Source organism: Alkalibacillus filiformis, assembly GCF_030814115.1.
Lineage (GTDB): Bacteria > Bacillota > Bacilli > Bacillales > Alkalibacillaceae > Alkalibacillus > Alkalibacillus filiformis.
In genome coordinates this window covers 444752-467843 of the sequence record NZ_JAUSUP010000001.1, presented here as the reverse complement: position 1 = coordinate 467843, position 23092 = coordinate 444752, and the positions used below count along the sequence as shown (strand labels likewise).

Sequence of the window (23092 nt, the reverse complement as noted above, 5' to 3'; positions counted from 1 at the left end):
TAAACAATTTTAATTATTTATTCTTTATTTAGAACAATTATACTAGATTTTTAGTCCTATTAAAACAGTACGATGATATCTTTAAGTTGCTTGCGGTCATTTTACCTTGTATAATAACGTTTGAATATAAACATGAACTAATTGGGGCTGGTTGCAAAGCTGGTGCTTGTCTCGGTCTTCAAAACCGCTTGGGAGGCGCGTGCCGTCTCCGGTGGGTTCGATTCCCACACAGTCCCGCCAATGTATATGTACATTAAAAAGAGAGTGAGTACTTATGTCAACTACAGTAGGTATATTGTTAATTATTTGGTCGTTTATAATGGTAGGGCTTTTGGGGATTGGCGGTTATTTTATGTTCCGTAAATTCCTTAAGAAACTACCTAAAGAAGATGGAAAATCAATCATAGATTGGGAAGAGTATTACGTCCATGAAACGATTGATTTATGGAGTGAAGAGAAAAAGGCTTTACTTAATGAGCTAGTTGAACCTGTTCCAGAGTTGTTTAGAGATGTAGCTAAACAGAAGATCGGAGCGAAAATCGGTCAGCTTGCATTAAAGCGAAAAGCAAAATCAATCACGATGGATTTGTTAATTGAAGGTTACATATTAGCGACTCCAAAACGTGACCATAAGTTTTTAATTAAAAGACTTAATGAAAAAGATATCGATTTTTCACAGTACGAGCATTTACTTGAGAAAGAAAAAGAAAGTGGGAGCTAGCAATAGGCTAACTCCCACTTTTTAGTTTAAACTTTCTTTTAGTTTTAAATACTTTAACAACATAGCCACTCGCCAAGTTAACAGCATGGCAAAAGCTAGTATATAAAACATCGCACTCGTTTCTCCGACTGAAATATCAGCCCCTGTAATCGCTTTCCAAGTCAGTCGAATTAGTAATAAACCGACTAAAATAAAACCAAGTGCTTTTGAAGGCTTTAAGTAGATATCATTCTCTTTAACTTCGAAATTCGATGTGTAAATGAGTAAAATTGAGAACAATAATCCGACAATTGTGGCCTCTACTACCAAAATCCATTGAATTTGAAAATATGGAACAAAGAACATCAATGCTCCTGTACTCATGAATAGTGGTGGTAATATAATCTTTTTAACTGTTGCAGGTTTCTTTGATGCTCGCATTCTTACGACAATCATACCTGTTGCCATAATAACCGCCATTACTGTAATTAAACCTGCCACTACTGGGTGATCTAAAATTGAAAACATTATACCTCTGCCTTTTCTTCGTCTTCCTTAGCGTCTGAGTCAGTTGCGATCGTTAAAATAATCGTCATCGTAACACCAACTACACCTAAGTAAACGCCTAGGTCAAATATTAATGCTGTTGCTAGCTCTGTTTCACCCATGATTGGTAAGTTATAGTATTCAAAAGTTTGTGATAAGAACGGGTGACCTAAGACAATTGAACCGATTCCTGCAAGAGTCGCAATACCTAAGCCTGCAACGAACATTGTTGTAAAATTAATTGGTAAGATTTGTTCGATTTTTTCATAACCGTAAGTAATGTACATTAAAATGATTGCCGCTGCTGTCATTAATCCACCGATGAATCCACCACCTGGCGCATTGTGACCAGCGAAAAATAAGTAAATAGAAAATCCTAATAAAATAAATGCAATTAACTGAGTCATTGTTTTAAGGATTATGTCATTAGTGTGTGCCATGTAAAATCCCCTTTATCGTTGTTTAATAAATCACCATTATTATATGCTATTATGCACAATCATTCAATCTTTAGAAGCCGTAAAAATCAAAGAAATTTGCTAAATAAGCTGTGAAAATACGTAACAAGTCAAAGAATAAGGCAACCCCCAAGGTGATTAATACATAACCGCCAATTTTAACAATCTTTTGTGAGTTACGCTTGATCCAACCCATTTTCCCAATAAAGAACGACATGACAAAGAATGGGATGGAAAAGCCTAATGAATATGCAGTCATCATTATGACACCAGACTCTGGGTTTGTTGCTGCTAAACCAATAATCGCCATTAGGATTGGGCCAGTACAAGGCGTCCAACTCATCGAGAAAGCTGCACCAATAAATAAGGTTCCTAAATACCCGGCTGGTCTATTCTTCAATGTCACTTTGCGTTCTTTCATAAGGAAATCAAAATTAAAGAACCCAATCATCATTAAACCGAAAAACACAATTAATACAGCACCTACTTGTCTAATTAGATCGCTGTAAGCATATAGTGTCCCACCGATATAGGAAGCTGTAAACCCTAACATTATAAAGATTGAAGAAAATCCGATTAAGAAAAACAGCGTATGTAACATCGCTCTTTTCCTTAACATCGCTTTATCATTTTTTAGCTCTTCTACACTCATACCTGTTATATATGAAAGAAACACGGGATATAACGGTAATACACAAGGTGAGATAAATGATAAAAACCCTGCACCGAAAGCTAACAATATGTTTACTTCAGCCATGTGTAAACGCTCCTAACTATAGTCTGTCTTCTATAATATCATCGTATCAAAACAATTACCTCTATAAAGCTTTAACAGTTGACGGTTTTATGAAAATTGAAAGGGATGAGCTATTCGCCCATCCCTTCTCGTTTATTTTTTCTTTTTGTCATTGCTGTCCATTTGTTGAGACATAGATTTCATCATTTGATTAATTTTCTTCTGTGAAGGCTTCTGTCCCATTTGCATCATCATTGTACGTAACATTTGCTCGTTAATTGGTGGGTTTTTCTTTAAATAGCTCATCATTGTCTTACGGGCAATGAAAAAGCCTAAAAGTAAACCAGCTACCAATGTACCCAAAGCAATTAATACAACCCATAGTATGTCCATTGCTTCTATATCCTCCTATCTCGTTGTCTTTATACAGTATAGTAAAACATCTGAATAATGACAATAGCCTTATATGTGATAATTTGCTTTTTTTGCTAAAGGTAATATCCAACCGCATTCTCTTGTTTCAAAATTGACGACAAAAACGTATGGATGGAATTCCTTAATATATTGAAAGAATAATTGATCAGCATCAATTAATGAATTAGCATAAACATCAATTGCATAACCGTTTCGAACTGCTCTCATATCTAAACTTTCGCTTTTAACCATTAGTTCGTCATTTTCAGCTTTAACAGTAAGTTTGTGTGAAAACTTTTGTGATGTTAAATGCTCATATATATCATTTAAAATGACATCTTCTAAGACGAAACTTACTTGGCGCTGTGTAGTATCATCCGTATATTTACCTTTTCGGTATTGATCTAGAAACCGATAGAGTACATCTACTTTATAATAAAAATGAATGGCATATGTCGGTTTGAAAAAATACAAGGAATATTGATACATGACTCATCCCCCTTTTGGACAAGCGTATCAATATTCCATAAAAAAGTTTGTCACTTTTTAAGTTGAGCAACAAAAAAGAATGTCGCATTTTGTTTATCTTTGATGATTTGTTATTTTAATAACGCCTTTGCGCGTGCTACAACATTTTCAACTGTAAAGCCATACTTTTCAATGACTTCATCACCAGGAGCTGATGCACCAAATGTATCAATTCCTAGAACGTCACCTTCTAGTCCTACGTAACGTTCCCAACCGAATGGTGATGCCATTTCAACAGCTAGACGTGTCTTAACAGCAGAAGGTAATACAGCTTCTTTGTAAGCATCAGATTGTTGTTCGAAACGGTACCAAGAAGGCATACTAACAACTTGAGCGTCAATTCCTTCTTCTTTAAGCTTCTCGCTCGCTTTATAGACAAGTTGTACTTCTGAACCTGTTGCTAATAGGATCACATCTGGTTGCTCTTTTTCAGCTTGCTTTAATACGTAAGCACCTTGTTTAACACCTTCATAAGCTATTTCATCCGTACTTGGTAGTACCGGTAAACCTTGACGAGTTAAAACTAATGCTGTTGGATGGTCAGTTGCAGTAACTGCCAATTCCCAAGCTGCTTTCGTCTCGTTAGCATCTGCTGGCCTAATTAAATCTAAATGAGGCATCGCACGTAGTGATGGTAGTTGTTCAATTGGCTCGTGTGTTGGACCATCCTCACCTACTGCAACTGAATCGTGAGTTAATACGTAAGTGACTGGAACTCCCATTAATGCTGATAATCTTAAAGCTGGACGTAAATAGTCGCTAAATACGAAGAACGTACCACCAAATACTTTAACACCGCCGTGAAGAGCCATACCGTTTAATGCAGATGCCATCGCAAATTCACGTACACCAAACCAAATGTTACGACCGCTGTAATCCGTTGGTTTAAAGTCATCTTCACCTTTTAGTGCTGTCTTGTTAGATCCAGCTAAGTCTGCACTTCCGCCAATTAAATTCGGCACTTTATTTGCTAGTGCGTTCAACACTTCACCAGAAGCTGCACGAGTTGCTAAAGCTTTTGAATGTTCGTCATAAGTTGGTAAGTCAGCATTCCAATCGACTGGCAGTTCATCGTTCATTGCTTTTTCGAACTCATCAGCTAACTCTGGGTAAGCTTTTTTGTATTGGTCTAATAATTCATTCCATTTGTTCTCTGCCTCTTCTCCACGTTGTTTAACTTTCGTAGCGAAGTCCTCTTTAACTTCTTCTGGAATGAAGAAATCTTCTTCAAAATCCCAACCGTAATGTTCTTTTGCTAATTTCAGCTCATCTTCACCTAATGGAGCGCCGTGAGAATCAGCTTTTCCTGATTTGTTTGGTGAACCGTAACCGATTACTGTTTTAACTTCAATCATTGTCGGTTGTTCTGTGTTAGCTTTCGCTTCCTTTAAAGCACGCTCAATTGCTTCAGTATCGTTACCATCTTCTACACGAATGACTTGCCAGCCGTAAGACTTGTAACGGTCTTCAACGCTTTCAGAGAATGAGCGGTCTAAGTCTCCATCTAATGAGATATCATTAGAATCGTACATTACGATTAACTTGCCAAGTTTTAAGTGACCTGCTAATGAAGCTGACTCTTGAGAAACACCTTCCATTAAGTCACCGTCACCGCAAATAGAATAAGTATAATGATCAACTAATTTATGTTCATCAGTGTTGAATTTTGATGCTAAGAAGCGCTCAGCCATAGCTTTACCAGTCGCCATTGCTAAACCTTGACCTAGTGGGCCAGTTGTTGCTTCTACACCATCTGTATGTCCAAATTCAGGATGGCCTGGTGTGTTAGAGCCCCATTGACGGAAATTTTTAATGTCATCAAGACTGACGTTGTATCCTGATAAATGTAATAAAGAATACAGTAGCATTGAGCCGTGACCAGCTGATAAAACGAAACGGTCTCGATTGAACCATGAAGAATGACTCGGGTTATGGTTCATAACTTTCGTCCATAATGTATAGGCCATAGGTGCAGCACCCATCGGCATTCCAGGGTGACCTGAGTTTGCTTTTTCTACTGCATCGATTGTTAGTGTTCTAATTGTGTTAATAGATAGTTCTTCTGTTGTTCTACTCATTTGAATTCTCCCTTCAACTTGCTTATTTATATTGTAAGGCTTTTGTTATACTGTTTCTATTTTAACAAAAACCGACAATTAATATTGATATTTTTAATGTTTTTTATTTTTTTCTTGTTCTTCTTTTAATTTATCAGGTGTTACATCTTGTCCTTCTGGGTCTACTACTTTCATTGATTGTAGTTGATTTTTGAAAGAATTACGGAATGATGATAAATATTCCTCTCTCAACTGCTTTTGTTCTTGCTCTTCTTTCTTCGTTAACCCTTTTGTCTTCTTTTTGTTCGCTAGTTCATTTATTCGATCAATTTTGTCTTGAGATAGCATAAACCAAACTCCTTTTAATTCTTTACTATTAAAATACCCTTATACTCTAAGTCCAAACTATATTCTATAATCTATGTACGCTAAACACAAGGACGATGTTTTAAATGCGAACGAACGTTTGTCTTTTGTTCCAATTCTTGCTATAATGTCTTTAAAAGTAGTTCGATAGTTGTAATAATTCCATGAGGTGAGAAGAGTGACGAAGTTATCAAAGAGACAGAAAGAAATTTATGAGTTTATTGCTGATGAAGTTAAAGCAAAAGGGTATCCACCGTCCGTTCGAGAAATAGCTGAAGCAGTTGGACTAGCTTCAAGCTCAACTGTGCATGGTCATTTATCTCGTTTGGAAGAGAAAGGCTACATTCGTCGTGACCCAACTAAACCACGTGCTATTGAAATTACGCACGAGGATCAACAAACGGTCCATGAACGTAGCGCAATGTATGCCCCTTTAGTCGGTAAAGTTACTGCTGGTGAGCCGATTACTGCTATTGAAAATGTTGAGGAGTATATTCCAATTCCTAACACTTATTCAGCAGTGGAAGAAGATGTGTTCGTCTTATCTATTCAAGGTGATAGTATGATTGAAGCTGGTATTTTAGATGGGGATTTAGTTATTGTGAGAAAGCAAGCATCTGCTTCTAATGGGGATATTGTTGTTGCTATGACTGAAGAAGACGAAGCAACAGTTAAACGCTTCTTTAAAGATTCCAATCAATACCGTCTTGTGCCAGAGAATTCATCAATGGAACCTATTGTGTTAAATCACGTTACAATTTTAGGTAAAGTGATAGGCTTATATCGCGATATCCATTAAAAAGAGTTGCTTTCTTCCTAGTTTGGAAGGAGCAACTCTTTTTTATTCATAGTGCCCACCTATTTTCTTGCCACGATCAATGGCAATACCACCTGATGTGTAGCTACTAGCTCTTAAAATGGCGGTAGAACCAAACCGTTCTCGAACTTGATCGACAGCACGATCGAGCTGTTTTTGTTGGTCGCGTTGTTCAAATAAGCTAAGTTGTGTACCGACTTCATCAGCTAAATTCGTTAATGTAACGGATGCTTTACGTATGTGGCACCCTTCTGTATAAAATTGCTCGAACAACTGTAAGCACACTTGGTACATTTCCCACGTGTCATTTGTTGGGATGTCAATTGAAGTTGAGCGACTAAACCCTTTGCCGTGTTCACTCGAATAGCCAATTGCAAGATGAATCGTCCTACCTTCCTTTTTATCTTTCCTCGCTCTTCGACAAGCCTCTTCACACAAATCTAATAAACAAGCATTAATTTCATCTTTTGTATAATCACGCAATAGTGTAACACCATGACCATAACCTTTCTGTTCCGTTTTGGTAAAATTACCGGTCACTGGACTTAAGTCGATTCCCCATGCATGCCAGTATAGCTGTTCACCGATCACGCCAAACCGCTTTTTTAAATGGGCTTTTGAACACTGGGCTAAGTCTCCTAATGTGATTATTCCCATGCGGTTTAAGTGATGTTTCATACGCGAGCCGATTCCCCACACTTTTTCAACAGATATAGGCCATAGTAAATCACTTACGTGTTCATATCGGCACTCACTAATACCGTTAGGTGCTCTTTTTGCGTGGATATCCATGACAACTTTTGCTAAAAATTTATTATCACCAATACCAATCACTGACTCAATTCCAAATTGCTCACGAATACTTGCTTGAACTCTTTTGGCGATTTCTTCAACTGACCCATATAGTCGTCTTAAACCGTCTACTGTTAACCATAATTCATCGACAGAGTAGATATGAATTGCTTCTTTCGGTACAAAACGAGTCATTAATTTCGTGATTTCAAGTGAGATGCTAAGGTAATCACCCATGTGGGCATTAGCGATGATTAAGTTAGAGTCTTTTGGCAATTCGAAGTAACGACTGACGTTGCTAATACCGTGTTTTTTCTTTAAAGCAGGTGATGCAGCTAAGACGATACTCCCACTTCGGTTAGGGTCGCCGACAACCGCTAGCAACGCTTTTTGTGGGTCAAGCCCCCTTTTCATGCACTCAACACTAGCATAAAAAGAGCGCATATCAATACATAGTACATCATGTCTTGGGTAAGGAGTGTAATCCATATTAATTCATTCCTTTATAATGTCACTTGTTTAATGTGTTTTAGCTTGATCCATTCTCGTTCGTCGTGTTTGGTTTGCAATCGAACCGCTTGCTGTTCACGACTCCAATCGATCACTTTGCCGGTTATTTCGTTGTATCGTGTATGTTTAAAGTAAACGACTTTAACTTCTAATCGTTCTTCGTAGGCTTGTGATAAATAAAATAGATGCTCTTCTAGTTGCTGTTCATCAATGGTTGGTGGTTGTTCATGCTCACTCTCTTGCCAAATTTGTTGTAGTGCTTCTACATGTTCAGGCAACATGAGTGACGCCCATTTAATACTCCCTCGATCGTGATGCATACTTTAGGCCTCCATTTCATACTGAGTTAAACGAACTGGATGAATGGCTAAAATGTTTTCTTTTTTAAATGACCTGACTTTCTTTTTCGTATAACAAAAAGCAAGGATTCGATCATCATCCATTTTTACAATTCGTACAGTACGTTGTGTTATATTGTTTTTTGAATCCATATAAACCATCTCAAGCTTACGTCGGTCTTGTAATGACTTTTGAAACAATTGGTTCATATTATTCAATCCTTTCACTGAATAAGAACGTTTGTTCGCATTATACCACAAAGTGAAGAAAAATAACAAGGTGTAAAAAGTTGGATGGGATCACAGAATGCCGCTACATCAAAATGCTCCGCTGATTGTTGCTGTCGCATAACATGAAAGCCCTCCTAACGTGTAATTTTCTTAAAAAATGTGGTTAACCGAGCCCTCTGCACCGGTTACCTTAGAACAAAATCAGCAAATTATTTGATGGGGGGGATTACTATTTTTCATCTCTATTTTATTTCGTAGGTTTTCTCTCAACTAACGTTTCTAAATTACCTTCATCCAAAGCCAGCTCTGGATACTCTTCTAGTACATTGATGTGATCCGCGGCTAACTGTATTTTTTTACGGCCAGTCTTAACAAAGCCTAGCCAGGTACATTCCTGGCACTTGTAGTTGTCACGTTGTTTGATTGCTTCGCGCATATGTCTCCAGGACTTACTGTTATAAAACTGTCGTTTCTGTTCTCTCGTTTTGTATTGCATTTAGTTCACCATATAAAAAAGACACCTCATATTAAGGAGTTCCGTTTTGGTGGAGAAAATATAAAATAACAGGCGAAATAGAGTGCAAAATCTCAATGGTTTTAGCACTCTATTTTTTTATTGATATGACAACGTTTTTCTTAAATTTCAAGTCGAATTAGCATAGCAAATCGCACCCCAATTCGCACAGTGACAATAGCCATTGACGTAATGATATTTAGGTTGTTATTTAGCTTGCTATTTAGCTTGCTATTTATTAATAAATGTTGCTATACCAAAGAAAAACAGCATATCAATTGGTATGCTGTTTGATGTGTTAATTGTAATGCTTCTCCACAGTATCGGAACTACTTAACCTCATATTGAGATGTCTTTTAGAGTAATTTATGAAGTTCTATTTCTGAGAAAAAATAGTGTAAAAAAGTAAAATAATAATTAAAGTGGTAAAAATTGAAGAAAGAAAAACGGATAACCAAAGTACATAAATAATATAAGTTATGGTTGAACCGTTACTAATCAAATAGAGTAATAGTAAACTTAAAGATGAAAGTATAAACATATAACCGATTGCTGCCATAAGCCAGGATATGAGTTTTTTATTTGTTCCCAGTTCAACCAATTTTTTATAAAACCGACTTATTTGAGAAGTTTGCAAAATAGATACTCCTGCAATAAAAAAACCTATTGACGACGAACTATAGGCAATGCTTGCTACCAGCAAATCTGTAAATTTTTCCGATGGTATAATCGTAATATCCATAAAAAAATATATAACTACAAAAGAAATAACAAAGGGTGACGCTTTTATAAAATGACTCTTCATTATTTCACCCCTCACTTTATAATTCTTCACTTTTCAAATACATTTTTTGGAGTAACTTTCTTTGGTTTAAAAATATTTCATCAATAGTTTCCATAATTAGTATTTCATTCTCTTTAACTCCTTTTGGTAAATCAACATCATAATAATCGGTTAAACGATCACTAAGTAAATCCAAAGGTTCTTCAATATGGTTATGCTCTGAAACAGCTCTTAATGAGCCAATATTATCTTTTTCATATGTTAAAATGTCCTTCACCTTTTTGTAAATTACACGAGGATCCATCTCTTTTGCGTCTAACTTAACCTTTATTCTATCCCCTTCTAAATACTTGGCTAACAGCAAGTCTCCAAACATCGGTCTTTCTTCAGAAGCAACAGAAGATATATCCTCGGGGATTTTGTAACTATACTCAAGAGTTTTAACAGAATCAGCTTTCTTTAAACGAGTTATTTTATCTAAATCAGGAATCAAATCCAATTGATATTTTGTATTATGTTTTGTAACTATATTTGTTTGTTTTAACACTCGTCTTATAAAAACTCCTAACATCTTATCATTAACTCCACCGATTTTTTTGTGCAGACCAATAGTATTAGTTAATGGATAGTATATAAACCCTGTGTTAACAATTGGACCCTCATCTTCTTCAGTTGCAAAAATTTGTTTCTCTCCTTCAAGATTAGAAATTTCACCTTGTTCAGTAGTATCTAGCCTTTCAATAATCCCGATCCAATAATCATTTTGATTCACGGTCTTTTTTTCTAAATTTGTGAACCTTAAAATCACACCTGAAACTTCAACATTAAACACTTTATCCTCGTTTATTAACTCTTTTTGATCAACAAGGAGATATTCTAATTGGCCTTTATTATCGACTGGTTCGTTTAAATAAAAAAAGTTACAAGTTATTCTTTTAGTAGGCATTTATAACACCCTCCCTCACCGAACCAATTCGACAAAAAGAGATATTTTCCTGCAAATTATATAAAAAAGACACCTCACTATGAGATGTCTTAATTACCAACTACTTTTGATTTGTTAAAAATAAAAACCTTTCATACGCTTCTTCATTTTGAATCATTTTATAAAATTCTCTTTCTTTTTCACGATCGGCTTTCAACAATTCCTCTTGTGTAACTGTTATAGGTTTTTGCTTCCTAATTGCAGCTGCGCACAAATCTGTCAAAGGTTCCCCAATAGCTTGTTTAAAATTAAAGCCAATCAATTGCATAATGTTGATTGTGTCTTTTGACAATAAAGGTGACAGTTTTTCTAAGTTTTCTAGATTTTCATTATCTCCACTATCTTCAAAAAACTCTCTTAGTAATGGAATAATTGTTTCGCTAATATACTTCATTTCTTCTTCTGTAATCTTTTGAGCGATTATTTCCTCATCATAAACCTGAGCAATTTGAATTAATTCATTCTTATCATCAATCAAGTTCTGAATTATTTCTTCCAGATCACTAATAGTTTCTTTCTGGCTATCTTTTTTCTTTGATGCTTGTATTTTATCCCACATTGCTTCTGAACTTTTTTTAACATGGCCAGCTAATTCCCCACTAGCTCTTATCAATTCCGGACTTATGTAATCCACTTCCTTACACCTCCCTTCACTGAACCACTTCGACAAAAGGAGATATTTTCCTGCATAAATTATACAAAAAATCCTCTCATAAACTAACGCTTGAAACCACCATTTATGAATAAATATGAAGATTACATAAATCAATTATAGTTGATTAAATTTTTTACGAATTTTTTGGGGTGAAATTGGGGTGTAAGGGTTTCGCTTACTACAATGATGAATCACCCCACCATAACAACAAAACCCCTAAAACCATGGCGGTTAAAGGGGTTGAAAATTTTAGTAACTGCTTAAGTACTGCTCGCGCTCCCACGGGTGTACTTGTGTACGGAACATATCCCACTCAATTTCTTTTGCTTCTAGGAAATGTTCTAATAAGTGTTCACCTAATGCGCCTTTAATGACTTCATCTTCTTTTAGGTGTTGTAATGCATCGTAAAGTGTTGCTGGTAAGTCTTGAACGCCGTTTGCTTCACGTTCTTCTTTATCCATCACATAGATGTTACGATCAACTGGCTCTGGTGCTGTTAGCTTGTTCTCAACACCATCTAAACCAGCTGCAAGCATAACTGACATTGCCATGTATGGGTTCGCTGCTGGGTCAACACTACGTACTTCAATACGTGTGCTTAATCCTCTTGAAGATGGAACACGTACTAGTGGACTGCGGTTTTGGCCAGACCACGCTACGTAACATGGCGCTTCGTATCCAGGTACTAAACGCTTATAAGAGTTTACAGTAGGGTTCGTCACTGCTGTAAAGTTAACAGCGTGCTTAATAATTCCTGCTGTAAATTGGTGAGCGACTTCACTTAACTGTTCGTCAGCATTTTCGTCAAAGAACGCGTTAACACCATTAGAGAAAAGTGACATATTGGCGTGCATTCCTGAACCGTTCACACCGAATAATGGTTTTGGCATAAATGTTGCATGTAAACCGTGCTTACGAGCGATCGTTTTAACAACTAGTTTGAACGTTTGAATGTCATCACAATGTTTAACAGCGTCTGAATATTTAAAGTCGATCTCGTGCTGACCAGGTGCTACTTCGTGGTGAGACGCTTCGATTTCAAAGCCCATCTCTTCTAGCTCTAGTACGATATCGCGACGGCAATTCTCACCTAGGTCTGTTGGAGCTAGGTCAAAATAGCCACCTTTATCGTTTAATTCCATTGTTGGTTCGCCACGTTCATCTAACTTGAATAAGAAGAACTCTGGCTCGGTACCAATGTTGAAGTCAGTGAATCCTAGCTTCTCCATGCGTTCTATGTTGCGCTTTAAGTTGTAACGAGGGCAACCTTCAAATGGTGTCCCGTCTGGATTGTAAATGTCACAAATGAAACGTGCGACTTTACCTTTTTCTGAAGTCCATGGGAAAACAACAAATGAATCTAAATCTGGGTGTAGTAACATATCTGACTCTTCAATACGTACAAAACCTTCGATTGAAGAACCGTCAAACATCATTTGGTTGTCTAATGCTTTATCTAGCTGGCTAAGTGGGATCTCTACGTTCTTGATCGTTCCTAGTAAATCAGTAAACTGTAGTCGGATGAACCTAACGTTTTCCTCTTCAATACGTTTGTAAACCTCTTCTTTTGTAAACTTTGCCACAATAAATTCCTCCTAAAAGTTTTTTATCATTAATGGTAGAACCTAGAAAGCTCCCCTTTAACGATGGACGATTTGTTCATGTAACCTGATTCCATAATTTCGCGACGAAGCATCTTGTGAAGCTCCTTCTCTGATAGTTCCTCTTTCGCTTCAGGAACTTCTTCTTTATGTGGAATTTGCTCTTGTTGTTCAGTTTTAACTTTTAATACTTGTTTGATGCCGGCTAAATTAACACCTTGGTCAATTAACTCTTTAATTTCTAATAACCGATCGACATCATAAAAGGAAAATAAACGTCTATTCCCTTTCGATCGAACGGGCATAACTAAACCTTTTTCCTCGTAATATCGAACTTGTCGAGCTGATAACTCCGTAAGATCAGATACAACGCTCATTGGGAATAAAGGTAAAGCTTTTCGATCTTGATTAACCATAACCAACACCTCCAATATACTAATCATTATATTCTATGTAATTATATATGTCAACAGATGTTAGGAAAGTTAACATAAAAAAATGCTCCTTAACTAATTACAGTTAAAGAGCTTATAAATCCCCTTAAACACTTACATTTAAACTTGTTAAAGCTTCAACGATGGCAATTTTAACATGTTCGTATGTTAGCCCACCTTGAACGTATAACGTGTAAGGTTCGCGAATTGGACCATCAGCTGTTAGTTCTAAACTTGCTCCTTGGACAAACGTTCCAGCGGCCATAATGACATCGTGATCGTAACCTGGCATATAGCTAGGTTGTGGTGTCACATATGCGTTAATCGGTGATTGTTGTTGGATGACTTGAGCGAATTGAACCATTTCTTCTTTTGTAGAAAATGTGATCGATTGAATTAAGTCCGTTCGATCTTGTTCTGGACTTGGCGTTGTTTTAAATCCAAGTTTACATAATAATGTTGCGGTAAAGTAAGAGCCTTTTAAAGCTTCTCCAACTGTGTGAGGTGCTAAAAATAAACCTTGAAACATTTCTTGCAAGCTGTTTAACGTTGCTCCTGTTTCTTTCCCTAACCCTGGTGCCGTCAGACGATTAGCACATTGTTCGATCAAACGTTGTTTCCCGACGATATAGCCACCTGTTCTAACGATCCCAGCTCCTGGATTCTTTATTAATGACCCTGCAATAATGTCTGCTCCCACATCAGTAGGTTCAATTGTTTCAACAAATTCACCATAACAATTATCGACAAATACAATGACGTCATGTTTAACCGATTTAACAAACTGAATCATTTCTTTAATTTCGCTAACAGTAAAAGACGGACGGTCGGCATACCCTTTTGAGCGTTGAATCGCAACGACTTTTGTTTGATCGTTAATTCTCTTCTTAATTTCGTCATACTGAATAGCACCTTCTGAATTTAAAGGGGCTTCATCATACTCGATATCAAAGTCAACTAACGACCCATCAACGTGTTGTTTAAAGCCGATCACACTTTCTAACGTGTCATAAGGAGAGCCTGTAATACTTAACAATTGATCATGAGGTCTAAGTAACCCAAATAATGCTGTAGAGATTGCATGGGTACCTGATACAATTTGCGGACGAACTAATGCATCTTCAGCATTAAAGACTTCAGCATACAACGCTTCGAGCTTCTCTCTCCCTAAGTCGTCATACCCATAACCAGTCGTTGGGCTAAAATGGACGTCACTAATATTTTGGCTTTGGAAAGCTTTAAGTACTTTATTTTGATTAGTTGTAACGAGATCTCTAATTTGTTTAAATCGTTCATCAAGTTGTTGTTCTGTTTCGTGAATCATGTTCCATTGTTGCTGCTGCATGTTGACCCCTCACCTTTTTGTAATGCTTAAATATAAAGGAGAATGTTGTGAGACAAACCCTTTAACTAAATAAGTCTCATCTTCCTCAACAAACTCCTCTTCTTCTAAGATCGTTTCTCGCTTAAGTTGATTAATTAATTTCCCCTCACTACTATTAAGCTTAATGTCATAAGGTTCCCACTCTGACTTTAATGCTTTTTCAATTGCGAGTTGTAATTTAGTGTAGTCTTCATTTTTTAGCGCGCTCATTAAAATGTGTGGCGTCGAGTATGGGATAAAATCATTTGCGAGTAGATCGGATTTATTATAGACCGTCAGCATTGGAATATCACCAGCACCTAATTCGTCTAAAATTTTATAAACCGTTTTCTCTTGCTCGACAGATTGTTCATTTGATGCATCAACGACATGCAAAATAAAATCCGCTTCAACGACTTCTTCTAATGTCGAGCGAAAGGCTGCAATTAACGTCGTCGGCAACTCTTGAATAAAACCAACAGTATCAGAAATTAACGGCTGAAACCCACTTGGTAATGTAATTTTCCGTGTCATCGGATCTAACGTAGCAAATAACTTATCTTCAGCTAACGATTGTGTATCACTTAAGTAATTAAAGATCGTAGACTTACCAGCGTTCGTATAACCGACGATTGAAATTTGAAAAGCCGCGTTTTTCTTACGCCTTTCACGATACTGATTACGCTGTTTGACAACTTGGTCAAGTGAACGTTTAATTTCAGTAATACGCCTTCTTATGTGACGTTGGTCTGTTTCTAATTTGGTTTCACCTGGACCACGTGTACCAATTCCGCCACCAAGTCGAGATAAAGCAGTACCTTGCCCGTGTAGTCGTGGTAATAAATATTGCAATTGTGCAAGTTCGACTTGAAGCTTACCTTCTTTCGTTCGAGCACGCATAGCAAAAATATCAAGAATTAGCTGAGTGCGGTCTAAAATTTTAATTTCTAATTTCTCTTCTAAGTTTCTTGATTGTGATGGTGATAATTCGTTGTTAATAATCGCAACACCGACATCATGTTCATCGATATATGCTTTAACCTCTTCAACTTTACCTGTTCCGATATATAAAGCTGAGTGAACTTTGTCACGGTTTTGAACAAAGATCTCTAACACGTTAGCGTCAACTGTAAACGCGAGTGACTCAAGCTCTTCAATTGAAGATTCAAATGTTTGTTCATCTTGATCGGCAGTATGGCATCCAATTAAAATAGCTTTTTCGATCGTTTCTTTTTTCATGAATGGGCTCCTTTATTCTTTGTAACCTATAGTTAGTGTTATTGTTGACTAAAATTGGAGGTAAGTCAACTTCAAACTCACGTAAATAAGCCTACCACCTAGTATAGGTGACAGGCTTTACTTAAGGTATTTAAGATTAATATTAATCCAAATCGATATTTTTAACCGGTGCAAACGTAGAAATTGCATGCTTAAAGATCAATTGCTGGCGACCTTCTGTTTCAATTAAAATTGTGAAATTATCAAATGATTTAATAATCCCCCTTAATTGGAACCCGTTCGTCAGAAATACCGTTAGTTGAACCTTCTCTTTTCTCAATTTGTTTAAATAAGCATCTTGTACATTTGTTGAATTCGCCATACAAATCCTCCTCTATCTATCTAATAATGTATTTATTCTTCTAACTCTTTGAAAAATCCTGCTAAATCTTCGAAAATTATCTCAAAAGTTTCTAAATAATGTTCTGGGTCGATTGTATACCAATGTACACGATCTAGTTTATTGCGATAATAAGTTAATTGTCTTTTTGCAAACTTACGTGTGTTCTGTTTAACTTGTTCAACTGTTTCATCAAAACCTCGTTCACCATTTAAATACGGAACCCACTCTTTATAGCCGATCCCTTGCATCGGTTGTATGTTACTTCCGTACGTTTGATAAAGGTTACGAACTTCTGCAATTAATCCTTCTTCAATCATTTCATCAACACGTTGGTTAATCCGTTCGTATAACGTCTCTCGGTCCATATCAAGTCCTATTATAATTGCGTTATAAGGTGAATGATAAGTTTGTTCCGCTTCATACTGTGACATCGGCTTTCCTGTTCTCTCATAGACTTCTAAAGCGCGGACAACTCTTCTTATATTGTTTGGATGTATTTTGTTAGCTTGAATCGGGTCAACTTCTTTTAATTTATTATAGTAAGGTTCAACACCATTTTGTTTAATATCTTCAATAGCTTTATCAACGTATTTTTCATCTCGTTCAACTGATGAAAAGTTAAAATCATAAAGTGCTGATTGTATATAAAAGCCTGTTCCACCAACTAAAATTGGAAGCTTATTTCTTCCTGTAATTTCATCAACAGTCCCATGTAAATCTTCCTTAAACCTAGCAGCCGAATACTCATCTTCAGGTGATAATAGATCAATGAGATGGTGTGGAATGCCCTCAGCCTCTTCATCAGTCACTTTAGCAGAACCAATATTAAACTGTTGATAGACTTGCATAGAGTCACCGTTGATCACTTCTCCGTTAAACCTTTTACTCAACTCAATTCCTAATTTCGTTTTCCCAACTGCTGTTGGGCCTATGACACTAACTAAAACAGGTTTCAAAATGGTTTCCTCACTTTACATTATTCGTTTAAACATGCGCTGCAATTCATACTCACTAAAATGAATAACGATTGGTCTTCCGTGTGGACAAGTAAACGGATCCTGACAAGTTCTTAATTCTTCTATTAAATAAGACATTTCTTCATGACTTAAGTAATGATTCGCTTTAATTGAACGTTTACAAGACATAAGAATGGCCGCTTCTTCTCTTGTTTTCTCTAAATCAATCGATTGTTCATGTGCTAAATCATCGATCATATCCCGAATGATTGCTTCTTCTTCACCGTTTGGAAACCAACTTGGGTACGATCGAACTAAAAAACTATTATCGCCAAAAGGCTCTAGAAATAAACCTACCTTTTCAAGTTCTTCCCGATTTTCTTCAATTCGAATCACTTCTTGTTGAGTGAATTCAAATGTAAGTGGAATTGAAAGCTCTTGAACTTCCTTAATTGGATTACCGAGTTTCTGTTTGAAAAACTCATATTTAATACGCTCTTGCGCCGCATGTTGATCTACCATATATAAACCACTATCATCTTGAGCTAATATATAAGTACCGTGAAGTTGACCGATTGGGCTTAAAAATGGGATTTTCTTTTCGTTTCGTTCAATATAAGGTTGTTCCACCTGTTGTTCTATTGATTCGCTCGTTTTGCTTGTTACAGCTGTATTATTTTCATTTTCTAAGGTCGATTCCTCAGTTACACCGTTCTCATCTTCGCGTATGATATTTGATGAACCTACATGTGTTGTATTCGAAAATGTATTTTGAATTGATTCAGGGATTGGTTTAGAGTCTCGTTTTACCGAGAAATCTAGTGACGTTTGTTCTGATTGAGTTTTTTCTTTCTTTACACCTGATGGTATTAGGCGTTGTCCGTGTAAAACTTCATAAACGGCTTGTTTGATTACATCGAATAACTCTTTTTCTTTACTAAACCTTACCTCTGTTTTCGCTGGATGAACGTTCACGTCGACTAAATACGGATCCATATCAATTTTTAATACGACAACAGGATATCGACCAATCGGTAAAAACGTATGGTAGCCATCCAATATCGCTTTATTTACCATCGGGTTTTTAACGTAACGTCCATTTACAATTAAAGAAATATAATTGCGATTAGAACGCGTGACCTCTGGTTTAGCAATATAACCTTGGACATCATAATCTAGTGAGCTTGCGTTAACTTCTAACATGTTTTTCGCAATGTTTGTCCCGTATATTTGTTGGACTGCATGAAGCAACTGACCGTTACCCGGTGTGAAAAAGATCCTTTTACCGTTATGCTCACATTCAAACCGAATATCAGGATGTGATAAAGCCATACGGTTAATCACATCTGTTAAATGGCCTAACTCGGTGTGTACGGTTTTTAAATATTTTAACCGTGCTGGTGTATTATAGAACAAGTTTTCAACCGTAATCTCAGTTCCTTTACGTTTTGTATGCTTGTTATGTTCTACTAACGTACCACCGTGAACGACAATTTCAGTCCCTGCACTTTCGCCTGTAGAAGTTCTTAAAGTCAATTGACTTACAGAGGCTATACTCGCTAAAGCTTCTCCGCGAAATCCTAATGTACTAACACGGAATAAGTCATGCTCGTTTGTTATTTTACTTGTTGCATGACGGCCAAATGCTTTAGGGACATCTTCAGATTGGATCCCAATACCATTATCGATCACTCTAATAGAACGCAAACCTGCTTCTTGGAGTTCGATTTTAATCCACGAGCTATTAGCATCAATACAATTTTCAATTAACTCTTTTATAACAGAAGCTGGACGTTCTACAACTTCACCAGCTGCAATTTTGTTTGAAAGTGATTCGGGTAATTCGATAATTTTGCCCATACAGCACCTCCTTTTAACTTAATTTCTTTTGGAGTTCGTAAAGTTTGTTCATCGCATCCATTGGAGTCAGATTCATTAAATTAGTGTCTCGTAACTCTTTAGCTACTTCAACTTCCCTTGTAGCTGGTGGTGCTTCTGTTTGTTCTTCAAATAGTGTGAGTTGTTGTTCTTTTACGAACTCATCTTTAATTGACTGTGTACTTTCAAATGTTTGAAGTAAATAATTGGCACGATCGATAATTTCATCTGGTAAATCAGCTAATTTAGCAACGTGAACACCATAGCTTTTATCAGCTTTACCTGGTTTAATCGTGTGTAAAAAGACAACTTCTCCCGCTTGTTCATCGACTTCAACATGGACATTTTCTAAGTTTTCAAGCGTATCATCTAAAGATGTTAATTCATGATAATGCGTGGCGAATAAAGTTTTTGCTCCAACTTGGTCGTGTAAATGTTCAACGATTGATTGAGCTAGCGCCATTCCATCATAAGTACTCGTCCCACGACCGATCTCATCAAATAAAATGAGACTATCTTCAGTTGCATGGCTAACCGCGTGTTGAGCTTCTAACATTTCAACCATAAACGTACTTTGGCCAGATACTAGGTCATCTGCTGCTCCTATACGTGTGAAGATTTGATCAAAAACAGGCAATTGTGCGGATGTTGCAGGAACGAAGCACCCAATTTGCGCCATAATCGCCATTAAACCGAGCTGACGCATATACGTACTTTTACCCGCCATGTTAGGTCCTGTAATAAGTAGGATGCTTGTCTCATCACTCATTTCAAAGCTGTTTGGAACGAATTCTTCTTGCATCACTTGTTCAACGACTGGGTGCCTTCCTTCTTGAATACTCAGTGAATGTTCTTCATTTAACGATGGTTTCACATAATTGAATTGCTCGCTAACGTTAGCAAAGCTTACGAGCACATCGATTTCACTTATTTGTTCAGCTAATTTTTGTAGCAGTGGAATATATTGTTTCATCTGTTCACGAATTTCAACAAACAATTCATATTCTAACGCCACACTCTTATCTTTAGCTTCTAAAATTAAACGTTCTTTCTCTTTTAATTCAGGCGTTATAAAACGTTCTGCATTAGCAAGTGTTTGCTTACGTTCATATCGCTCTGTATCGATTTGTGAAAGGTTTGCCTTTGTCACTTCAATATAGTAGCCAAACACTTTATTGAAACCAACTTTTAGCGATCTAATTCCTGTTTTTTCACGTTCTGTCGCTTCAAGTTGTGCAACCCATGCTTTTCCATTGCGAGAAGCTTCACGGTATTCGTCTAACTTACCATCGTATCCATCTTTAATAATGTCGCCTTCTGTAATCGAGATCGGTGGCTCATCGTGAATACTTTTCTCTAATACGTCATGCATGTCACGATAAACATTTATATCACCTAATAGTTGCGTAATCAGTTCTGAGTCAAATTGGTTCAATATATCTTTTAAGTGAGGTACTGCACTTAGTGACTTTTTCAATTGAATTAAATCTCTCGCGTTAACATTCCCGTATGAAACACGCCCTGCTAGACGTTCCAAGTCATATACATTTTTTAAATGTTCTTTAAGTTCTCCTCGTTCAAAGAAATAATCGATTAACGTTTGAACTTGTTCATGGCGTCTTTCGATTGCGTCTTTTGATAGCAATGGTCTGTCTAACCATTTCTTAAGTCTGCGGGCTCCCATAGCAGTAGATGTCTGGTCTAAAACCGATAGTAAAGTCCCTTTTTGACTTTTGTCTCGGATTGATTCCATTAGTTCTAAATTTCTTTTGGAATATAGATCCAGTTTCATAAATTGTTCGACCGGCACATATTCAACTTGTTGTAAGTGAGTAAGGAAACGTTTTTGTGAATGATAAATATATTGAAATAAACGACCGAACGCTTCTGTAAGCATTGGGTCATTTAGTTGATTAACTAAGTAATAAAAGTCTTCTGGAATGTGACTATCATCTTGTGAAGAGATGGTCACATTTAAATAGGCTTGTAGAGACTGTTTATGTTCTTCAGGAAATTCAGAAGATAAAACAATTTCTTTAACTGGACGGTTGTACAATTCACTTAACACGTCTTTGAAGGTACTGATTTTGCTAACGAAACATTCTCCAGTAGATAAATCGGTATAAGAAATAATATAACTGTCCTCGTGCTCAGTGATTGATGTAATGAAGTTGTTTTCATCTTCTGCTAACATATTATCTTCCATAATGGTACCAGGTGTAACAACTTGTACAACTTCACGCTTTACGACACCTTTAGAAGTTTGAGGGTCTTCTACTTGTTCACATATAGCTACTTTATAGCCTTTATTAATTAACATACTAATATAATTTTCAGCTGAATGGTAAGGAACACCACACATTGGTATTTTTTCTTCTTTGCCACCGTCCCTTTGGGTTAACGTAATCTCTAATTCTTTCGCTGCTTTTAATGCATCATCGAAAAATAGCTCATAAAAGTCACCTAAACGAAAAAATAGAAATGCGTCTTCATTTTCAGATTTTATTTTTAAATATTGCTTGATCATTGGCGTATGATTGCCCATGTTATGTATCCCCCAATAGATAATCTCTAATCGTCATTATAGCATAGATTGTCGAATGAATTAATAAAACCATACAGCCTTGTATAGCTGTATGGTTTTATAAGTTAGTCTCTGTTGATTTCGATTTCAGCTAACTCTGATTCCAGCTCATCTAAATCTACATCATCTTCATCAAAACCGTCTGGCTCAACTTTTGCCCAAACTTTAGTTTCGCCAATTAGATCAACCACGAATTCACGCTCAAGTTCTACTTTAACATTTTTATTCTCTTCATCAATTGTGCACTCAAGCGTATTAGGTTGCTGAGTTGCTCTTGCAACGACATCGAAGTTGTTTGTTAAGCACTTATTGTCTTTCATCGCAATTGGCACTTTATCGACATATTGCTTTCTTTCTGTAATGACTTCTGTTTTCGTATTATCAGAATACGAATACCATACGTTAATGTCGTATGCACCAGACACTTCTACAACATGCCCTTTTTTCCTAGCTTGGTATTGATGATTAATGATCCAGCAACCTAGAATGCTCGTTGGTTTATAGTTAGGTGAAACGGTATGAGAGGTTTCGGTAAATTTCTTACCTTTACCACAAACTGCTTTCGTAATAATTTCACGATAATCTCGACCCGCCATATAACTTTCCTCCTCTTTAATTAGCCATTTTATAATATGGTTATTAGGCATATATTGTGAATCTAAAATCTATAGCTTAATAGATGTATACTCATTCATATGCTCACGCCCATTAAAATGTTCATGTGGCTAGAGGAAATAACGATTAAATAAAATTAAAATCCTTGGCTTAAGAACAATGAAGTTCGAAGCCAAGGATTAGTCATCATACATAATTTAGTCTTGTAACTCTTTACCCGTTTCGCCTTTTAAAACATTGCCACCTGTTGCCCTAATGATTTCATTAGTTACTTCATCAGCAATTGTTTTCGTAACACGTTGTAAAATATCATTTACAACGACTTGTGATTCCTTAAATTCTTGAACGATTGGAATTTCATCTAATTCGTTTTGTAAACGATCTAACTCTTCTTCCACTCGTTTTTGAGCTTCATGCTTGTCATAATGCTGCAAATTAACAGCTTGCTTTTGTAACGCTTTAATTTTCTTAATGTGGCTTTGGATTTTATTGTTATTGTTAATTTTTACTTCTAATTCTTTAAAGCGTTCGATTTCTTCGATGTTAGCTAATTTGTAAGCTAACTCATTTGCTTCTTTGATGACTTCTTGTCTTGTATACTTTGCCAT

General features: G+C 36.5%; 26 protein-coding genes and 1 tRNA gene. 3 read left to right on the top strand and 24 right to left on the bottom strand.

Annotated elements, in window-relative coordinates:
• The first annotated feature begins 143 nt into the window (after positions 1–143).
• Both J2R98_RS02580 and J2R98_RS02575 read left to right on the top strand, forming a co-directional pair.
• A tRNA-Sec gene (locus J2R98_RS02580) sits at positions 144–240 on the top strand.
• 34 nt (positions 241–274) lie between these two features.
• Positions 275–721, top strand: a complete 447-nt coding sequence (locus tag J2R98_RS02575) for a DUF2621 family protein (RefSeq protein ID WP_307065824.1) — start codon at positions 275–277, stop codon at positions 719–721.
• 21 nt (positions 722–742) lie between these two features.
• On the opposite strand, the gene J2R98_RS02570 is transcribed toward J2R98_RS02575, so the two are convergent.
• The 7 genes from J2R98_RS02570 to J2R98_RS02540 all read right to left on the bottom strand — a co-directional run bounded on the left by J2R98_RS02570 (position 743) and on the right by J2R98_RS02540 (position 5787).
• Positions 743–1228 carry a CcdC family protein gene (locus tag J2R98_RS02570; protein WP_307065822.1) on the bottom strand — a complete coding sequence of 162 codons (486 nt, stop codon included), beginning with the start codon at positions 1226–1228 and terminating at the stop codon, positions 743–745.
• Positions 1228–1686, bottom strand: coding sequence for a Na(+)/H(+) antiporter subunit B (locus J2R98_RS02565; RefSeq protein ID WP_307065820.1), 459 nt, complete (start codon positions 1684–1686; stop codon positions 1228–1230). The genes J2R98_RS02570 and J2R98_RS02565 overlap by 1 nt, the downstream gene beginning before the upstream one ends.
• Positions 1687–1756: 70 nt before the next feature.
• Positions 1757–2461, bottom strand: coding sequence for a cytochrome c biogenesis CcdA family protein (locus tag J2R98_RS02560; RefSeq protein ID WP_307065818.1), 705 nt, complete (start codon positions 2459–2461; stop codon positions 1757–1759).
• Positions 2462–2593: 132 nt separating this feature from the next.
• Positions 2594–2833, bottom strand: coding sequence for a YneF family protein (locus J2R98_RS02555; RefSeq protein ID WP_307065817.1), 240 nt, complete (start codon positions 2831–2833; stop codon positions 2594–2596).
• Between the two features lie 69 nt (positions 2834–2902).
• A complete protein-coding gene (gene sirA, locus J2R98_RS02550; protein WP_307065815.1) occupies positions 2903–3343 on the bottom strand; it encodes a sporulation inhibitor of replication protein SirA in 441 nt (146 codons plus the stop codon).
• A gap of 110 nt (positions 3344–3453) precedes the next feature.
• Positions 3454–5460, bottom strand: a complete 2007-nt coding sequence (gene tkt, locus J2R98_RS02545; RefSeq protein ID WP_307065813.1) for a transketolase — start codon at positions 5458–5460, stop codon at positions 3454–3456.
• A 93-nt stretch (positions 5461–5553) separates the two neighbouring features.
• Positions 5554–5787 carry a DUF896 domain-containing protein gene (locus tag J2R98_RS02540; RefSeq protein WP_307065811.1) on the bottom strand — a complete coding sequence of 78 codons (234 nt, stop codon included), beginning with the start codon at positions 5785–5787 and terminating at the stop codon, positions 5554–5556.
• 196 nt (positions 5788–5983) lie between these two features.
• On the opposite strand from J2R98_RS02540, the gene lexA reads away from it, so the two are divergent.
• Positions 5984–6604, top strand: a complete 621-nt coding sequence (lexA, locus tag J2R98_RS02535; RefSeq protein WP_017187046.1) for a transcriptional repressor LexA — start codon at positions 5984–5986, stop codon at positions 6602–6604.
• A gap of 42 nt (positions 6605–6646) precedes the next feature.
• Here the strand turns inward: lexA and J2R98_RS02530 are convergent, their stop codons facing one another.
• The 17 genes from J2R98_RS02530 to J2R98_RS02450 form a co-directional block, all read right to left on the bottom strand.
• The gene (locus J2R98_RS02530) at positions 6647–7903 is read right to left on the bottom strand and encodes a DNA polymerase IV (RefSeq protein WP_307065808.1); all 1257 of its coding nucleotides are present in this window, start codon (positions 7901–7903) and stop codon (positions 6647–6649) included.
• Positions 7904–7917: 14 nt separating this feature from the next.
• Complete coding sequence (locus tag J2R98_RS02525; RefSeq protein ID WP_307065806.1) at positions 7918–8244, bottom strand: YolD-like family protein; 327 nt, start codon at positions 8242–8244, stop codon at positions 7918–7920.
• Positions 8245–8247: 3 nt separating this feature from the next.
• Positions 8248–8472, bottom strand: a complete 225-nt coding sequence (locus J2R98_RS02520) for a hypothetical protein (RefSeq protein ID WP_307065804.1) — start codon at positions 8470–8472, stop codon at positions 8248–8250.
• A 268-nt stretch (positions 8473–8740) separates the two neighbouring features.
• Complete coding sequence (locus tag J2R98_RS02515) at positions 8741–8929, bottom strand: hypothetical protein (protein ID WP_307065802.1); 189 nt, start codon at positions 8927–8929, stop codon at positions 8741–8743.
• Positions 8930–9383: 454 nt separating this feature from the next.
• A complete protein-coding gene (locus tag J2R98_RS02510) occupies positions 9384–9812 on the bottom strand; it encodes a hypothetical protein (protein ID WP_307065800.1) in 429 nt (142 codons plus the stop codon).
• Positions 9813–9828: 16 nt separating this feature from the next.
• A complete protein-coding gene (locus tag J2R98_RS02505; protein ID WP_307065798.1) occupies positions 9829–10737 on the bottom strand; it encodes a hypothetical protein in 909 nt (302 codons plus the stop codon).
• A 100-nt stretch (positions 10738–10837) separates the two neighbouring features.
• Positions 10838–11410: a hypothetical protein gene (locus J2R98_RS02500; protein ID WP_307065796.1), complete on the bottom strand. Its 573-nt coding sequence runs from the start codon at positions 11408–11410 to the stop codon at positions 10838–10840.
• Between the two features lie 270 nt (positions 11411–11680).
• Positions 11681–13018: a type I glutamate--ammonia ligase gene (glnA, locus tag J2R98_RS02495; RefSeq protein ID WP_307066901.1), complete on the bottom strand. Its 1338-nt coding sequence runs from the start codon at positions 13016–13018 to the stop codon at positions 11681–11683.
• A 26-nt stretch (positions 13019–13044) separates the two neighbouring features.
• A complete protein-coding gene (locus tag J2R98_RS02490) occupies positions 13045–13449 on the bottom strand; it encodes a MerR family transcriptional regulator (RefSeq protein WP_307065794.1) in 405 nt (134 codons plus the stop codon).
• 124 nt (positions 13450–13573) lie between these two features.
• The gene (locus J2R98_RS02485; protein WP_307065792.1) at positions 13574–14812 is read right to left on the bottom strand and encodes a methionine gamma-lyase family protein; all 1239 of its coding nucleotides are present in this window, start codon (positions 14810–14812) and stop codon (positions 13574–13576) included.
• Between the two features lie 9 nt (positions 14813–14821).
• Complete coding sequence (gene hflX / locus J2R98_RS02480; protein ID WP_307065789.1) at positions 14822–16069, bottom strand: GTPase HflX; 1248 nt, start codon at positions 16067–16069, stop codon at positions 14822–14824.
• A gap of 142 nt (positions 16070–16211) precedes the next feature.
• Positions 16212–16430, bottom strand: coding sequence for an RNA chaperone Hfq (hfq, locus tag J2R98_RS02475; RefSeq protein ID WP_017187055.1), 219 nt, complete (start codon positions 16428–16430; stop codon positions 16212–16214).
• Between the two features lie 32 nt (positions 16431–16462).
• Positions 16463–17407, bottom strand: coding sequence for a tRNA (adenosine(37)-N6)-dimethylallyltransferase MiaA (miaA, locus tag J2R98_RS02470; RefSeq protein WP_307065787.1), 945 nt, complete (start codon positions 17405–17407; stop codon positions 16463–16465).
• Between the two features lie 15 nt (positions 17408–17422).
• On the bottom strand, positions 17423–19267 hold the full coding sequence (mutL, locus tag J2R98_RS02465) for a DNA mismatch repair endonuclease MutL (RefSeq protein WP_307065785.1): 1845 nt from the start codon (positions 19265–19267) through the stop codon (positions 17423–17425).
• A 13-nt stretch (positions 19268–19280) separates the two neighbouring features.
• Entirely contained in the window at positions 19281–21830 is a 2550-nt protein-coding gene (gene mutS / locus J2R98_RS02460; RefSeq protein WP_307065782.1) for a DNA mismatch repair protein MutS, read from the bottom strand.
• A 104-nt stretch (positions 21831–21934) separates the two neighbouring features.
• Positions 21935–22465 carry an outer spore coat protein CotE gene (gene cotE, locus J2R98_RS02455; RefSeq protein WP_307065780.1) on the bottom strand — a complete coding sequence of 177 codons (531 nt, stop codon included), beginning with the start codon at positions 22463–22465 and terminating at the stop codon, positions 21935–21937.
• Positions 22466–22681: 216 nt separating this feature from the next.
• Positions 22682–23092 carry a YlbF/YmcA family competence regulator gene (locus tag J2R98_RS02450; protein ID WP_307065778.1) on the bottom strand — a complete coding sequence of 137 codons (411 nt, stop codon included), beginning with the start codon at positions 23090–23092 and terminating at the stop codon, positions 22682–22684.

Excerpts from the sequence above, each read along its gene's own strand:
- J2R98_RS02575 (WP_307065824.1), top strand. The coding sequence starts at position 275 with ATGTCAACTACAGTAGGTATATTGTTAATTATTTGGTCGTTTATAATG.
- J2R98_RS02570 (WP_307065822.1), bottom strand. The coding sequence starts at position 1,228 with ATGTTTTCAATTTTAGATCACCCAGTAGTGGCAGGTTTAATTACAGTA.
- J2R98_RS02565 (WP_307065820.1), bottom strand. The coding sequence starts at position 1,686 with ATGGCACACACTAATGACATAATCCTTAAAACAATGACTCAGTTAATT.
- J2R98_RS02560 (WP_307065818.1), bottom strand. The coding sequence starts at position 2,461 with ATGGCTGAAGTAAACATATTGTTAGCTTTCGGTGCAGGGTTTTTATCA.
- J2R98_RS02555 (WP_307065817.1), bottom strand. The coding sequence starts at position 2,833 with ATGGACATACTATGGGTTGTATTAATTGCTTTGGGTACATTGGTAGCT.
- sirA (WP_307065815.1), bottom strand. The coding sequence starts at position 3,343 with ATGTATCAATATTCCTTGTATTTTTTCAAACCGACATATGCCATTCAT.
- tkt (WP_307065813.1), bottom strand. The coding sequence starts at position 5,460 with ATGAGTAGAACAACAGAAGAACTATCTATTAACACAATTAGAACACTA.
- J2R98_RS02540 (WP_307065811.1), bottom strand. The coding sequence starts at position 5,787 with ATGCTATCTCAAGACAAAATTGATCGAATAAATGAACTAGCGAACAAA.
- J2R98_RS02530 (WP_307065808.1), bottom strand. The coding sequence starts at position 7,903 with ATGGATTACACTCCTTACCCAAGACATGATGTACTATGTATTGATATG.
- J2R98_RS02525 (WP_307065806.1), bottom strand. The coding sequence starts at position 8,244 with ATGCATCACGATCGAGGGAGTATTAAATGGGCGTCACTCATGTTGCCT.
- J2R98_RS02520 (WP_307065804.1), bottom strand. The coding sequence starts at position 8,472 with ATGAACCAATTGTTTCAAAAGTCATTACAAGACCGACGTAAGCTTGAG.
- J2R98_RS02515 (WP_307065802.1), bottom strand. The coding sequence starts at position 8,929 with ATGCGCGAAGCAATCAAACAACGTGACAACTACAAGTGCCAGGAATGT.
- J2R98_RS02510 (WP_307065800.1), bottom strand. The coding sequence starts at position 9,812 with ATGAAGAGTCATTTTATAAAAGCGTCACCCTTTGTTATTTCTTTTGTA.
- J2R98_RS02505 (WP_307065798.1), bottom strand. The coding sequence starts at position 10,737 with ATGCCTACTAAAAGAATAACTTGTAACTTTTTTTATTTAAACGAACCA.
- J2R98_RS02490 (WP_307065794.1), bottom strand. The coding sequence starts at position 13,449 with ATGGTTAATCAAGATCGAAAAGCTTTACCTTTATTCCCAATGAGCGTT.
- J2R98_RS02485 (WP_307065792.1), bottom strand. The coding sequence starts at position 14,812 with ATGCAGCAGCAACAATGGAACATGATTCACGAAACAGAACAACAACTT.
- hflX (WP_307065789.1), bottom strand. The coding sequence starts at position 16,069 with ATGAAAAAAGAAACGATCGAAAAAGCTATTTTAATTGGATGCCATACT.
- hfq (WP_017187055.1), bottom strand. The coding sequence starts at position 16,430 with ATGGCGAATTCAACAAATGTACAAGATGCTTATTTAAACAAATTGAGA.
- mutL (WP_307065785.1), bottom strand. The coding sequence starts at position 19,267 with ATGGGCAAAATTATCGAATTACCCGAATCACTTTCAAACAAAATTGCA.
- mutS (WP_307065782.1), bottom strand. The coding sequence starts at position 21,830 with ATGGGCAATCATACGCCAATGATCAAGCAATATTTAAAAATAAAATCT.
- cotE (WP_307065780.1), bottom strand. The coding sequence starts at position 22,465 with ATGGCGGGTCGAGATTATCGTGAAATTATTACGAAAGCAGTTTGTGGT.
- J2R98_RS02450 (WP_307065778.1), bottom strand. The coding sequence starts at position 23,092 with ATGGCAAAGTATACAAGACAAGAAGTCATCAAAGAAGCAAATGAGTTA.